At 47.4% G+C, this 14,210-nt stretch carries 10 protein-coding genes and 1 pseudogene; 4 read left to right on the forward strand and 7 right to left on the reverse strand.

What is annotated here, in order from left to right; genetic code table 11:
* Positions 1-164: 164 nt before the first annotated feature.
* Positions 165-1,835 carry a DUF1565 domain-containing protein gene (locus NG792_RS09615; protein ID WP_261235306.1) on the reverse strand — a complete coding sequence of 557 codons (1,671 nt, stop codon included), beginning with the start codon at positions 1,833-1,835 and terminating at the stop codon, positions 165-167.
* Positions 1,836-2,117: 282 nt separating this feature from the next.
* Between NG792_RS09615 and NG792_RS09620 the strand changes: the two genes are divergently transcribed.
* On the forward strand, positions 2,118-3,230 hold the full coding sequence (locus tag NG792_RS09620) for a thiamine phosphate synthase (RefSeq protein ID WP_261235307.1): 1,113 nt from the start codon (positions 2,118-2,120) through the stop codon (positions 3,228-3,230).
* On the forward strand, positions 3,223-3,432 hold the full coding sequence (gene thiS / locus NG792_RS09625) for a sulfur carrier protein ThiS (protein WP_261235308.1): 210 nt from the start codon (positions 3,223-3,225) through the stop codon (positions 3,430-3,432). Before NG792_RS09620 ends, thiS begins: the two co-directional genes overlap by 8 nt.
* Before the next feature lie 83 nt (positions 3,433-3,515).
* Here the strand turns inward: thiS and NG792_RS09630 are convergent, their stop codons facing one another.
* Positions 3,516-4,793: an MFS transporter gene (locus NG792_RS09630; protein WP_261235309.1), complete on the reverse strand. Its 1,278-nt coding sequence runs from the start codon at positions 4,791-4,793 to the stop codon at positions 3,516-3,518.
* A 323-nt stretch (positions 4,794-5,116) separates the two neighbouring features.
* Between NG792_RS09630 and NG792_RS09635 the strand changes: the two are divergent.
* Positions 5,117-5,383 (forward strand): annotated as a pseudogene (locus NG792_RS09635) (thiamine phosphate synthase); the annotation flags it as partial.
* A 311-nt stretch (positions 5,384-5,694) separates the two neighbouring features.
* A complete protein-coding gene (locus tag NG792_RS09640) occupies positions 5,695-6,657 on the forward strand; it encodes a DUF1517 domain-containing protein (RefSeq protein ID WP_261235310.1) in 963 nt (320 codons plus the stop codon).
* 168 nt (positions 6,658-6,825) lie between these two features.
* Here the strand turns inward: NG792_RS09640 and NG792_RS09645 are convergent, their stop codons facing one another.
* The 5 genes from NG792_RS09645 to NG792_RS09665 all read right to left on the reverse strand — a co-directional run.
* Entirely contained in the window at positions 6,826-8,103 is a 1,278-nt protein-coding gene (locus NG792_RS09645) for a glycosyltransferase (protein WP_261235311.1), read from the reverse strand.
* Between the two features lie 38 nt (positions 8,104-8,141).
* Complete coding sequence (locus NG792_RS09650; RefSeq protein WP_261235312.1) at positions 8,142-10,334, reverse strand: caspase family protein; 2,193 nt, start codon at positions 10,332-10,334, stop codon at positions 8,142-8,144.
* 221 nt (positions 10,335-10,555) lie between these two features.
* On the reverse strand, positions 10,556-12,313 hold the full coding sequence (locus NG792_RS09655) for a hypothetical protein (protein WP_261235313.1): 1,758 nt from the start codon (positions 12,311-12,313) through the stop codon (positions 10,556-10,558).
* Positions 12,314-12,360: 47 nt separating this feature from the next.
* Positions 12,361-13,797: a lipase/acyltransferase domain-containing protein gene (locus NG792_RS09660; protein ID WP_261235314.1), complete on the reverse strand. Its 1,437-nt coding sequence runs from the start codon at positions 13,795-13,797 to the stop codon at positions 12,361-12,363.
* Positions 13,798-13,834: 37 nt separating this feature from the next.
* Positions 13,835-14,210 (reverse strand): WD40 repeat domain-containing protein (locus tag NG792_RS09665; protein WP_435387571.1); only part of this gene is annotated, 376 nt, incomplete at its 5' end.

Here is a 14,210-nt window from a genome sequence, read left to right on the forward strand (position 1 = left end):
CCGAGATAGTCTGCTTTAGCCCCATCCTTTAGGGTGCGGGTTTTTATTCATTCTGAGCAAAATTGGCTGAAAAATTCAGGAGTCTAATCCTTCACAATTCGTTAACTTGAATTGCTGTTAATCATGACTCCTGAAACGAAATTGTTTTCGAGGTTGATTCCGGCTTATTCGATATTTAAAACCACCCCTGTTAAACCGTTGCGTTGAAGCAGTTGCATCATTTCATCTACTTTGTCTTGGGTAGCAAAAGCTCCAACCTGCATCACCATCCGACCATTAATTTGCGTCCGGAAGGCATCGGAAACGATGCGACGTACCCGAGCTTGTTCGCTGCTACTGGTGGCATTGACAATCACGCGATAGCGAAGTCCCAGGGCGGCAGCACGGCTCGGAGGTGACGGGGGTCCATTACCCGCGCCGCCACTGGGAGCGCCCACAACTGGGACTCCAGCGCCGCCATTTCCGATCGGGGGAGTGGCATCGGGGACGGGTAAGAGGTTGGGTAGCGTATCCCCAGGGCGATTGCCGATCGCCGGTGCCGGTGCAGGGGGTCGCGGTGCAGGGGGTCGCGGTGCGGTGGCGGTTTGGGGGGGCGGCACCGGAATGGGAATGGCTTCACCGGGTGCGGGAACCGGCAAGCTCACCGTCGCCGATAAGGGTGGGGGAGAGGGAGGTGTTGTGGCGGTTGGACTCGGAAAAGAGGCTGGGGTTGCCGCTGGTGTGGGGGCCGGAGTCGCTAGGGGCAGAGGTAAAGGCCGTGGCGGTGTAGTAGCAACCGGGGCGCTGAGATTGGGGTTGATCGTCCCATTCAGGTCCAAGCGTCCACTGGTGCGATCGCTGGCGACTTGATTCCCAAATGCCGGAATAATCTCTTTCGTGGCACTCCCATTAATATCCATCAAGCCGTTATTGCGGACCACATTCCCCCCAGGATCTCCAGAAGTCCCCATATCCGGGCGAGAATTGCCAACGGCAACTACCCCATTTTCCTCATTGATTTCAATCTGATTGTTCCGCAACACGGGACGGGCAGATCCATGAATCACCACCCCATCTCGATTCTGCCTCACCTGATTCCCAGTCAAGATGGGTTCAGATTTCTGTCCGATATTGATTCCGAATCCAGTGCGCTCAAACACATTCTCCACAAGCTGGGGTCGGGAGGTTCCATAAATGGTGATGCCGTTTGCCCCATTTTCCACAAAATGATTGCCCCGGATTGTTGGTGCACTATTGCCCACAACGGAAATCCCATCATGACCGCTGCCGGTGAAGGTGTTACCCGTGACTTCCATTGAAGCAGATTCAATCCACAAGGCATAACCGCTGCTATTGTCATTGGTCAGGGTGATGCCGGAGAGGCTGGCCCCATCCGCAGCGACAAGAGCCACATTTTGCCTTGCCGAACTGCGACTGAGGTAGGGACCTCCCCCTTGGATAATGATTCCGCGTCCTCGATTGCTGGGATCCCCTTCCAGGGCCACTTGCGGTTTGAGCATTAGGGGAAAGCTCTCCCCAGTCTCAGCGCTATAAGTTCCCGGACCCAGCCGAATAGTCGTGTTGGGCTTGGCTTGCCGCAAGGCTTGAGTAATAGTTTTAAAGGGTGCGGATTCGCTCCCGTTGCCGCTGGTGTCATTTCCCTGAGCGGGATTGACAAATAGCTGGTTTTGTGAGGCCACTTCGGCCTCCGAATTTTGGGCGGTTTGGAATTCGGGAACGCCTTGGGCGATCGCCGTTGGCCCATAGAACCAGAACAACGCAGTCGTGGCAACTCCCAACTGAGCCACGATGCGATACTTATATGAACGCGATTGATGGGGGCTTCTGAAATTCACAACTCTCCTCCTATCTTCTCCTAAACGAATCACCTTCTTCAGTTGCACTTCATCCGATGTAGATGCCGATAAAATGCCCGAGTGTCAATTTCCTCCCTCCTGATTATCCAATGAAATTAACGGATGTCTAATTTTTTGTGCCACAATAAATTTCACCGCTTAAAAAAAATTAAAAAAGCGGACAGGATATTATAAGTTTGCATCATAGAGTTCCTCAATGTTCACGCCTCATGGGAAACGTTAAAACAGACTGTTCGGATATAGCAATGAAAGGGGGTTTCGATGGCTGAAAAAAACAGCGGTTTAGCAAGGGTGTCGGATTTAGGGACCCTCCAGTTGCAACCGGCTCTCTGTCGCATTTTAGATGCCAATTTAGACCGGGCGCGCGAAGGCTTGCGGATTATTGAAGAATGGTGTCGCTTTGGCCTGCAAAGTTCACCCCTGGCTAATGAGTGTAAGTCCATGCGCCAGGAACTGGCAAGTTGGCACGCACCGGAACTGCGGGCGGCCCGAAATACCCCAGGGGACCCGGGTACAGACCTCAGCCACCCCCAAGAAGAAGAACGCTCGGGCATTGAGTCCCTGTTGCAGGCGAACTGCTGTCGGGTGGAAGAAGCCCTGCGGGTCCTGGAAGAATATGGCAAGCTGTATCATCCGGATATGGGCGCTGTGTTTAAACAAATGCGTTACCGTGTTTATACCCTGGAAAGTAACTTAATGGCTTACCGGCGTCGTCAGCTTTTGGATCAATCCCCTTTGTATCTGGTTACCTCCCAGAATGATAAGTTATTTGCGGTGGTCGAAGCGGCCCTGGAAGGGGGCTTAACCCTGGTGCAGTACCGTGACAAAAATACAGATGATGGAGAGCGTCTCCGGAATGCGGAACAACTCCGCCAGATTTGTCACCACTACGGGGCGCTTTTTATTATGAATGACCGGGTGGATTTGGCTTTAGCGGTAGATGCGGATGGGGTTCATCTGGGCCAACAGGATATGCCGACTGCCTTTGCCCGTCAGTTGCTTGGCCCTCAACGTTTAATCGGTCGTTCTACCACGAACCCGGAAGAAATGCAACGGGCGATCGCTGAAGGGGCGGACTATATTGGGGTTGGTCCGGTGTATGAAACGCCGACGAAACCGGGTAAAGCCCCAGCGGGTCTAGCATACATCCGCTATGCTGCGGAGCATTCTTCGGTCCCTTGGTTTGCGATCGGTGGCATTGATATGCACAACCTCACCGATGTGCTCGATTGTGGTGCCGAACGGGTGGCGGTGGTGCGCGGCATCATGGATGTGGAACAGCCGACATTAGTCACCCAGTATTTTCTGTCTCAAATGAATCGGATTCAAACTCTGAAAGCTGTTGAACAACGGAATGTCCAGTCTCATGCCTGAAATAGCCTTACAAGTAAATGGTGAAACCCAGTCTTGTCCCCCGGGACTGAATCTCCCGCAGTTTTTAGAACAGTTGGGGTTAAATCCTCGGTTGGTGGCGGTGGAGTACAACGGGGAAATTCTCCATCGGCAATTTTGGGAGGAAACTCAGATGCAGCAAGGCGATCGCCTGGAAATTGTCACGATTGTTGGCGGTGGCTAAGGGGTCCAAGGGAAGCAATTGCAACACCGGCGGGGGATTTATCCCCCGCCGGTTGTTACTACTGATCACTTTTTCCCTATCCGTTAACTAGCTTGAGAATTTTCTACTTCATCTAAAGGAAGAAAAAATATAGTGATCATTCCAGGAATCGCTAATAAACATACGAGGATAAAAAATCCTGGATAGCCAAGTTTTTCCTGAATGGAACCGCTAATCAATCCCGGCACCATCATGCCAAGTGCCATAATCCCCGTAGAGATCGCAAAATGAGAAGTTTTGTACGCTCCCTTACAAATATACATTAAATAAACCGCGAAAGCAGTATAGCCTAATCCCGAACAAAATTGATCCAGGGCAACGAGGGGATAGACTAATAATTTTGCAGGTTGAGTATAAGCCATATAAACGTAAAAAATATTCGGTAAATTCAAGGCTAACGCCATCGGCCAAATGGTTTTCTTTAGTCCATATTTGGCAATAACAACCCCGCCTAATATACCTCCCATCAGTAAGGATATTACGCCTACAGTTAGGTTAATCCAACCCACATCTTCGGTTGATAGTCCTAAGCCTCCTACTGCTAAGCTATCTTTAAAAAATAGAGTAGCCATTTTTCCAAGGAGTGCTTCTCCGAATCGATAGAGCAAGATAAATGCCAGTGTAGCAGCAATTTTATTCTGACGAAAGTAAGAACTAATGACTTGTACAAAAGGAACAGTTTCTTTAATTTCCTTTGGAGAAAGTTGCGAATCACTTTCAGGAAAAGGTAAAACAAATCGGTGGTAAAGGGAAAGTCCCCCAAACATTAAAGCTGTTAACCCTATGGCCAGACTCCAGCTTAAAGGAATATTGCCGAGGGATGTTGCCAGTCTACCCGCAAATACTATTAAAACTCCCTCAGTGAACATCCGGGCTATTCGATAAAAAATATTGCGAATACCCACATAGAAAGCTTGTTGTTCTGGACTTAATGCCAGCATATAAAATCCGTCAGCCGCAATGTCATGGGTGGCGGAAATAAAAGCAGCGATTGTAAAGGCCCCTAGAGAGATGAAAAAGAAATTTGACAGTTGTACAGAGAGCGCTATTAAACTTAAGCAGCCCATCATAGCTAGATTTGTATAGATTACCCAATTTCTTTTCGTTGAGTAAATATCAATAAAAGGCCCCCAAAACATTTTGATGACCCAAGGCAGGTAAAGAAGGCTTGTCCAAAAAGTAATTTCGGCATTGCTTATCTTCAGGTCTTTATAAATCAGAAGCGAAACGGTGTTAATAATGAAGTAAGGGACGCCTTCAGCAAAATAAAGGGTCGGAACGAAAGTCCAAGGGTTACGATAGGAGGTTTTTTTGAATAGCATGAAATGGATAGTAGTAGAAAGGGCCAGCAATTAAACAGGGGAATTTGCCTGTGGAAAACAAGACCGTCAAGAAAGCCGGAAAATATTAATTTACCACGTTTCACTCCTATCTTCACACTTTTTTCATCAGGGTTCGATCGCCAATTTGATGACTTTGCGATCGCGCATATTCGTCCTCGGTAGCGCCGATTCCGCCTTTGCCTCTCGTTCTGGGGGACGCATTGGGGGTGGTTCCTTCCGTGCACCCTCTCGCTCCTATTCTTCCCCAACTCGCACCTATCAACCCGGGGGTGGAGTTGGATTCCCCTTCCTGCTGCCGTTCTTTGGCTTTAGCGGTAGATGCGGATGGGGTTCACTTGGGCCAACAGGATATGCCGACTGCCTTTGCTCGTCAGTTGCTTGGCCCTCAACGTTTAATCGGTCGTTCTACCACGAACCCGGAAGAAATGCAACGGGCGATCGCTGAAGGGGCGGACTATATTGGGGTGGGTCCGGTGTATGAAACGCCGACGAAACCAGGGAAAGCCCCAGCGGGTCTAGCCTATGTTCGCTATGCTTCGGAGCATTCTTCGGTCCCCTGGTTTGCGATCGCCTGGAAATTGTCACCATTGTTGGCGGCGGCTAAGGGTCTTCAGGGAAGTCCCCGCTACAGGGGAATTTTTAGCTCAACCCGCCTCGATAATTTCTGAGCAATGACATCGCAGAAAGCCCCTAGGTTCGGCTATCCTCCCCCAAATCCGTTGGGATTTCGAGTTCGGTTGGCCGAGGAAAACGATACATTAGAAGGGAGGCAGAAAGTTACCTCTGCCTGCCGACTCCCAAATCCCAGAATGGTACTGATATAGCAGATACCTTCTGAGTCGGAACCCTTTTGATGAGAATCGGACTTCCTAGCTGCCTTATGTATAGAAAACTGCTTTCAGCAATTAAACCCTTTTTCAAACCCCTCCTGGCGATCGCCTTGATCGCCGTTCTGGTCCTGGGGAATGCCGATGCCGCTTTTGCCGCTCGTTCTGGGGGACGTATCGGGGGCGGTTCCTTCCGTGCACCTTCTCGTCCCTATGCTTCCCCAACTCGCACCTATCAACCCGGGGGTGGTGGCTATTATCCCGGTGGGGGTGGATTTGGATTTCCCTTCCTGCTGCCGTTCTTTGGGTTTGGCGGCGGTTTTGGGGGATTGTTCGGTATCTTCATTGTGATAGCCCTTGCCAACTTCCTGATGCAAGCCTTCCGCCGTGCTGGTAGCGAAGAAACTGCTGAATACACGAATAATCCCACAGTGGCGATCGGGCAAGTCCAAGTCGGACTCTTAGCCGAAGCGCGAGAACTGCAAGCGGAACTCGATAAACTCGCCCTGACTGCCAATACTGGTACTGCCGAAGGGCGTGCCCAAGTCCTGCAAGAAGTCAGCCTCGCTTTATTGCGCCATCCCGAATACTGGGTTTATGGTGCAACCCAATCGGAAAAAACCCGGTTAGCGATCGCCGAAGCCAAATTTAACCAACTCGCCCTCGGGGAACGGTCCAAAGTCCAAGAGGAAACCCTTTCCAACGTCAATAACCAGTTACGCGACGGCAATGCAACCAAGGCTTTGCCGACGGATGCAAACGGCGAACTGGTGAAAGCTGAAACCGAAGCACCCAGCGAATATATCGTCGTCACCCTAGTAGTCGGAACATTAGGTAATTTGCAACTCCCCACGATTAACGGTTCTGACCAAATGCGCCAAGCCTTAAGTCAAATTGGCGGCATTGGTAGCGAACAGTTGTTAGCCTTCGAGGTCCTCTGGACGCCGCAAGCCAAAGGAGATACCTTGACCACCGATGATATGTTGACCTACTATCCAAACCTACACTTGGTATAAGTTCACTGCGTTGAGTAGTTGAATGAAAAGAAGGAACCACAGATTACACTGATTTTCACGGATGTTTTTCTGTGTAATCAGTGTAATCTGTGGTTTAAGGATTAGATGGGGACGATGCCTCGTTTGACGGCAACGATCGCCGCTTGGGTGCGATCGCGACCTAGTAGGTTATGGTTTCGCAAGTACAGGTTTTCCAGTCAAAACAACCTGTTCAATAATATCAGCCGCACGGCTCACTCCTCCCGCCCGTTGAATTGCTTCTTGGAGGGCGATCGCCCGTTGTTTATAGGACTCCTCCCCCAACACCTTCTGAATCGCCGTTCGCAGATTCGCAACGCTCAACTGCTTCAACGGAACCACTTCACCCACCCCCGTCCAAGCAATCCGTGCTGCCACTCCGGGTTGGTCGTTAGTGACAGGAATTGCAACCATTGGAACTGCATTTTTCAAACATTCCATTGTGGTATTCATCCCCGCATGAGTAATAGTTAGAGTTGCTTTTTGTAACAACTCTAATTGGGGTGCATAACCCACAACAATAGGATTCCCTAGCAATTGAGGGATGGATTCAGGACGAATCCCACCCCCGAGAGAAAGGACTAACTGAGCCTCTAATCCTTCACAAGCTGCGGCAATAGTTTGAAATACACTTTCTAATTGATTTTGAATCGTTCCCATTGAGGCATAAATTAAAGGCTGGCCCGTTAATTTTTCAAAGGGAAATGGGACTGATTTGCGCGTTTTTGGATTGTCATAAGGCCCAGTAAAATGAAAACAGGAGGGTAAAGTAGTTCGGGGAAACTCAAATTCCGCAGGTTGTTGGCTAAGTTGAGCCAGTTTAGAGTAAACATCATTCGGGTGAGCGTGTAAAGGCAAATTCCACTGGCGGCGATAATCAGCAATGATCCCTCGAACCGGCTTGCTTAAATAAGTGAGAAACTGATAGCCCAATTTATTCCGTAAACGCCCTTTCCAAGTTGGATTGTATTCCCACGGAGTACAAAATGGAGGAATGTTAGGCTCTCGGTTCATCGTTAAAGCACTACATACGGTGACAAAAGGAATATTCAAAAATTCTGCCAGGGTTCCACCGTAGAGGGCAACTTGATCCACAAGTAACGCTTCTACCCCAGCTTTTTTGAGGATTGCTGGAGCTTGCTTGAGGGTAACATTTGCCTTTTGGGCAAAAATTTCAACCGTGTATCGAAATCCTGCCAAACCCCGCAGCTGACCCATTTTTTTTAGCTGTTCTGCGACTGTTCCCGCAGGAATTTCCTGCTCCGCAATGGGGCAAAATTCTAAGCCACTTTCCAGGGTTTTGTCCTTTGCATCAATAAAGTTAAATACAGTAACTCGATGACCCCGACGAATCAACTCATACCCTAACGTTGTCATGGGATTAAGATGACCGGCAGATACTGGGCAAATAATTCCAAAATGGGTCATTAGTAAATGCTCCTTTCATTGTGAATTGCTGATTTTTGTTAACCTTGTTTAACCCGAACCGTAAACTGTTTAACCACCCATTCTCGGTAAGAATATGCAGCATTTAAGCGGCGGTTCTGGGGTTTTTCCTGGGCGAACGCCTGCGCTAACAGAGAAAGCGGATCTGACCCACTATAACCTCGATATTTGGGAGGTGCAACCATCGGGGAATCAAGTGGCGGTAAAGCTAATCCGCGTAGTTCCGCTTCTCCTAGGGTAGCGAAGACTTTAAAAATATCTACTCCCTCTGGATATCCTTCCGGTAAACGGAGGCAATAACGAATCACCTTTCGGTGTTCTACTCCCGGAGAAATTTCTACAAACATTTCGTTATCCGGTTGGGGATAAATTTGTTGAATTGACCAATTTGACTTTAAATCAAGGATAGCTACCTTCAACGGACTGGAATATAGATTAATAATTTCAAAAATTATACATTCCCCGTCTTTAAAGGTTGGATTCAGGGCATCATCTAACTGAATTGGAAGTATATTACTCCCTTCAGTATCATTTTCTAGTTTGCCTAACAACTGGACTTGTACCTTTTCAGTTAAAGGAGAGCCGGAATTATAAAGTTCTTGAACGGCGCGATATTTAGCCAGATGGATTAAGCGGGGAATTACCCTTTCCGATGCTGCTTTGGGTGAACCTAAATAGACCGGGGGATTGAGATTCGAGTAAGGGATTCCTGTTGCATCACAAATTTCATAAGCTTCTTCGTGATTCAGGGTAATAAAATAATCAATGGATTCATCGTCAGCTAAAGTCATTTCCTTAGAATAATTTATATCTTTCCACTCTAACCATCCTTGCCCAAAAGCGGGCAGAACCTGTTGAATAGAATTCCGCGCTTGCTGTTGTTTTGCATAAATATTGGGAAGGAGTTTATTAGGAGGAAGTTGACTCAAACTCATCTCCTCTGCCGTCGCTTGTTCTTGATAATAAAATGCAACTTTGCGAATTAGCTGCGCTGGGACACAGAGTAAAATAGCCGGGTCACCAAGGGCTATTTCTGGCTGTCCTTGAAGGGGTTCTATCTTGCATTCTGCGAGGGTGGCATCGTAGTTAATCACCTCAGCTAGGGCTAATCGGGTATCCGTTTTGCTAAAATCCCGGGTCCCGATGGGATAAATCGCAAATTTTGCCCCTTTGTGAATTCCGGTGGCAATGCCTGCATTAATAGAAATCTGCTGTTTGGCGCGGTCAATTTTCTGAACGGATAAAAAATGGGTAACTGCGGTGCGATCGCTACCAAAGATTAAACGGTCCCCTTCTCCCAATAACAGCGGCGTCTGTTGGGGAAACTGACTTTTGATTTTTGCTCGGATGCGATCGTAAATATCTTTATAGGTTAATCCCAAATAACCCTGCTGGAAAGAATCTAGCAACCAGTAAGTTAGTGCGCCATGTCGCTGGTTCAATCCACCCCGATTAAAACCGTCCTCAAAGGCTTTTTCACTGGGACAACAAGCTGCTAAAAAAACATAATTTTTTGATTGAGGAAGCGACCCTAAATGGAGGGTGGATTCCGCTGGGGTTACTTGCTGTAAAGAGCGCCAATTATTTAATAATTCTTCCCGAGATGCCACTAAACTGCTCATCTTTTGTGGCAGTCTATCAATCGTACCCAGACCTCGAACCTGGGCGGTACTGCGCGTTGCTCCTCCGGAATGGCAACTGTCAAAAACAACGGTTACTATCAAACCTTTGTTTTCCATTTGTTTCAGCAGCCAAGCTAATTCTAAATCCCGGAGATAGCAATTAATTGCCTGACCCGATTCATCCAGTTGTCCGATATCGGTGGGAACTAAGGATTCATCAACCCCCGCTTCCCCTTTGATTTCCGGATAAGCCGTGATGGTGCGGCCCCCGTGACCCGAGTAGTGAATATAAATGCGATCGCCTGGTTGCCCAATCTCCGTTATTTCCTTAAACTTCAATACCATATTGGCATAAGTCGGAAGATGTTCCGGCGGCTCCACAGGTTCTTTTAATACCGGATTGGGATTAGAAGCAGTCAATTTAAAAATGTGACTTTCCGGGACATTTAAGTTAACTCTTAAAAACGCTTCAACGGCATTAACATCATTAACAGCCCCTTGCAAATTATCGTAATAACTCCCATCGGATAACCGATGGGGCAAATAACAGTTAACTCCGATAAGTAAAGCGTAGAGATTTGAGTCAGTCATTGATAGGATTTAACTAGAGAATAAAGTTTTTTAGGGTTATCTTTTCTTTAACCTAGGTTTCTACCCCACCCAACCCTCCCCTTGCTAAGGGGAGGGCTAAGAGCGAATTGGGTTTGTGAAAACCGTTTTTTAATCAGCCCGCGCAGGCGGGCTATAGCCCTTCGGCCCGGGCTTCGCTAGTGTTCGTATAGCCCCACCATGCATGGGTGCGGGCTATCGAATTACGCAAAAATTCGCCGAGACTCTAGCAATTTTTGCCACCATTCATCAGCAAAACCGCGTGTTCCTGCATCAGAATACTGAACTTTCAGAGGAATTTCATGAATCCCTGATTGATTTGCCTTAACCATCAAATCGGTAAAAGCATCAAACTCATGTGGTTTAGTTAAGACAATGCAGCCAGCACTCCCCGGAACATTGGCATCAAAATGAATACCAAAATGAGAACGAGTGTATCCATCATTCCGATGGAAAACTAGAGGAAGAATATCAAAGAAATATCCTTCTATTCCGATTAATTCAGAATAATGAGCCACCGTTGAGACTGTGATGGGGCCATTAACAATCATTTCCTCAGATGGAAGCGGACCAGCACTCCGTTGCCAGTGGTCATCTGCACTTTGATATCCCGCTGCACCACTGGTTGCTTCTGCCTCAAAAATCGCGGTTCCACTTTGATCCAGAACAGACAGACAGCCGGTAATCAACCAATTAATTTTATCTCGACGGAATGAAAAAACGAGGCTGGCGGGTAGGGTTTGCGGAGGTTTTTCATATTCAATTTCTAAGGGAATGCTATCAATTCCCTGTTGTTTCAGGGCAATCAATAGGGCGCGGAATCGCGTGAAAGACTCCGAATTAATTATGCCAATGCCTCCCGCTGTTCCTGGAGTTCCCGCATCATTATAAAGTTGGAATCCCCCGCGTTTGATATGTCCGTCCTCGCTGGCTAAAACGTGAGGCAAGATGGGAAAACTCCAGCCATTGCTATCATCGGTTTCCAGCATCACATCTTCGGTACTGATGGCTAAACCACTGCGATCGGGAATTGGTCCTAATGCTCGTTTCCACAAATGATTGGGGCTTTGATATCCAGGACGTCCTGTGGTTGCTACTGCATCAAAGATTTGGTTACCATCGGCATCGAAGAGGAATATATTCCCTAACAGTAACCCGGACGAATATTTAAGCTGCATCTTGAAAACCGCTTTAGCAGCTTGTTCGTAAATAAAAGATTCGGTGGGAATCGGCAACTCTTCACTAGAATACTCTAATTTAAACGCTTCCCCTGCTTCTCCCGCGTTGGGCAAGCGCCAAATCGAGGAACCGGGATAACGCTTGAGAAACTTTTGTAAAATATCAGCGTTTGTAGGATTTTGGGTATCGGATTCTGAACCCCAAATCGGTAAAATTGGCTTGTTCAAATTGAACTGTTCGTGAGCAGTAAATGCTTCCTGAACCACCGTTTCATATTCCTGGGGTTTCGTGGTCCACTTTTCAAAATACATTTGCGGCATCGCAATATCGCAGAGGTCATCCAGCAATTTCCAAGGGATTTCGGGATGATATTGGGGATTGCCAAAACTGGTATAACCTAATGTACCAGGCTTGACATAAGGACGCAAAGCTTGCAGCAGTTTCTTGACATTTTCATGGGTGTTGACATTTTTAACTTCTTCCTCAACATCCAAAATATAGCCATCTAACTGGCAGTTAATGGCCTCGCGAACCGCTGTAACTTGGGCTTGCACGTCCGGGGTTCCATAATGATAGCCCCAGCCATAAACTTCGATTCCGGCTTGATGAAATTTGCTGATAATATTGGTGCTACATTGGTCCGACCAAAACATAGAAGAACTTTTTCCATCAAATACTTTCAGATAGACTCGCTGGCAGTTGATAGCTTTGAGCTTTTCTAAATAGTCTGCGGGCAGGGAAGAGAGTTGCCAAATCCATACACCGACAAAATGTTGAGCCATGATTTTTAATTTCCTATGTGATTACAAAACAAGGTAAAGTTCCCAGATTAAGCAGCAATTTCAAAGACATCACGCACCGACTGGGTTTCCACTCCGGATTCAGTGTTTAGCTCGATTTCATAAGTACCGGGCGGGAGATTTTCCAGAGTGGCGGTGCAGTGAGACCCGTTTTCTTTTAAAGGGAGGGAAATGGGTTGGATCTTGGAAGTTTTAGAGGAGATTCGAGCCACCAATTTAGCCACAGAATCGCCCCCATTCAGGGTAGTCGCTCGAATTTCAACGGGTTCACCGGGTAAATAAAAATCGTCAACTTCTAGGCTTAAAGTGACGGGTTCTGAGTCAGAGTGAACCTGTTGTGGGCCTTTAATAGCTGAGGAATCAAATTGCATTTGCATCAGCCGCTCATAAATTTGTTCCAGTACCGCTTTATTGGCTTGTAACGACCCATGATGTTCAGGAATAAAGGTATTGTAGTAACCCATGTTCGACATTTCCAGGGGGATTGCTGACACCCGAGGCACGGTATCATCCCCATTTGCTAAATAATCAGGAATCGTTGAGGGGACCGTATTGCTAACCTCCAATTTGCCATTGAGGAGGGTGGCAGACTGATAGGTGACCTGACCCGTTCCCACAAAAGGAACGAGGACATATCCGTGAGTTTGCCAATCTTTATCTTGACGATTTGCTTCCGCTGCGATGCGAATTTCTTCATGAAAAGCTCGGGCTGCAATAACCCGCGCTAAATCCAACTCCGGCAAAGCATCCACTTCCGCCAACCGACAACAACCGTTGGCAGTTTGCAGCATAGGATAAATAGGTAATAATTGATAAACGGAAGTAAAAGAGCGCAAGGCTTCAGTAAAGTTTACAAAGGCTTTTTTATATCCGTCTAAAAGAGAGAGAATCGCACTCACCGACCCTCGATAGGGAGTGCCAAAGGTAAACAATGCCTTGCAATCTCGCCATCCCCCCAAAACTTCCAGATAGTACCGACTGACTAAACCCCCCATACTATGGGCCAGCAGAATCACTTGGGCATCTTCATAGCCCGATTCTTGCCGCCACTTGTGCAGTTTTTCATCAATAAACTGCTTCAACTTCCGGGCCGAAATCCGGTTATCGCGCCGCCAATCGTAAGGGAATTCGTAATAGTTAACTAAATCGGGATTCTCGGGAGACTGGGGATAAATTCGGAATTTGCCACTGAGCAGCAGTTCTCGTAACTTCGTATATCCGTCAATCACTTTTGCCAATCCCGGCACTAGATAGAACTCCTGCATCACCTGGGTGGCAATAATTCCATCCTCCAAGTCATCCTGTTCTGGGTCATCCTGTTCCAGGACCAGAGATTCCGGGGATTTGACCGCATTCCAGAAGGATTTTCCGGAAATAGCCCAGATATCCCGCCCGTTTTTTTGCAACACGCTACCCGTAATTCCCGGTAGCAGCACAATCATATCTTTGAAATCGATCGGTGACATAAATGTAAGACCTCGTGGATTAGCTTAAAGTTATCGATTATTTGTTGGTGGCAATACCATCACACATCTTTCTATCGCTTTTACTCACATTGGGGCTGGTTTTCAAGTAGTGATAGACCTGGTTACAACCCTCCTTCATTAATTCCTGAAAATCTATATTCCTTATATAGATTGTATTGCCACTGCTAAAAGCTAAGGTTTTGCTATCGGGACTGAAGGCGATGCTAGTAACCGCATCCTGATGTCCAGTCAAGGTATGAATTTCTTCCCCAGTTTCCACATTCCAGAGTTTGATAGTTTTATCTCCACTCCCAGAAGCGATAGTTTTGTCATCGAGACTGAAGGCGATGCTAGTAACCGCATCCTGATGTCCAGTCAAGGTATGAATTTCTTCCCCAGTTTCCACATTCCAG

The sequence above is a fragment of the Laspinema olomoucense D3b genome (genome assembly GCF_025370785.1).
Lineage (GTDB): Bacteria > Cyanobacteriota > Cyanobacteriia > Cyanobacteriales > Laspinemataceae > Laspinema > Laspinema olomoucense.

Excerpts from the sequence above, each read along its gene's own strand:
- NG792_RS09620 (WP_261235307.1), top strand. The coding sequence starts at position 2,118 with ATGGCTGAAAAAAACAGCGGTTTAGCAAGGGTGTCGGATTTAGGGACC.
- thiS (WP_261235308.1), top strand. The coding sequence starts at position 3,223 with ATGCCTGAAATAGCCTTACAAGTAAATGGTGAAACCCAGTCTTGTCCC.
- NG792_RS09630 (WP_261235309.1), bottom strand. The coding sequence starts at position 4,793 with ATGCTATTCAAAAAAACCTCCTATCGTAACCCTTGGACTTTCGTTCCG.
- NG792_RS09640 (WP_261235310.1), top strand. The coding sequence starts at position 5,695 with ATGTATAGAAAACTGCTTTCAGCAATTAAACCCTTTTTCAAACCCCTC.
- NG792_RS09645 (WP_261235311.1), bottom strand. The coding sequence starts at position 8,103 with ATGACCCATTTTGGAATTATTTGCCCAGTATCTGCCGGTCATCTTAAT.
- NG792_RS09650 (WP_261235312.1), bottom strand. The coding sequence starts at position 10,334 with ATGACTGACTCAAATCTCTACGCTTTACTTATCGGAGTTAACTGTTAT.
- NG792_RS09655 (WP_261235313.1), bottom strand. The coding sequence starts at position 12,313 with ATGGCTCAACATTTTGTCGGTGTATGGATTTGGCAACTCTCTTCCCTG.
- NG792_RS09660 (WP_261235314.1), bottom strand. The coding sequence starts at position 13,797 with ATGTCACCGATCGATTTCAAAGATATGATTGTGCTGCTACCGGGAATT.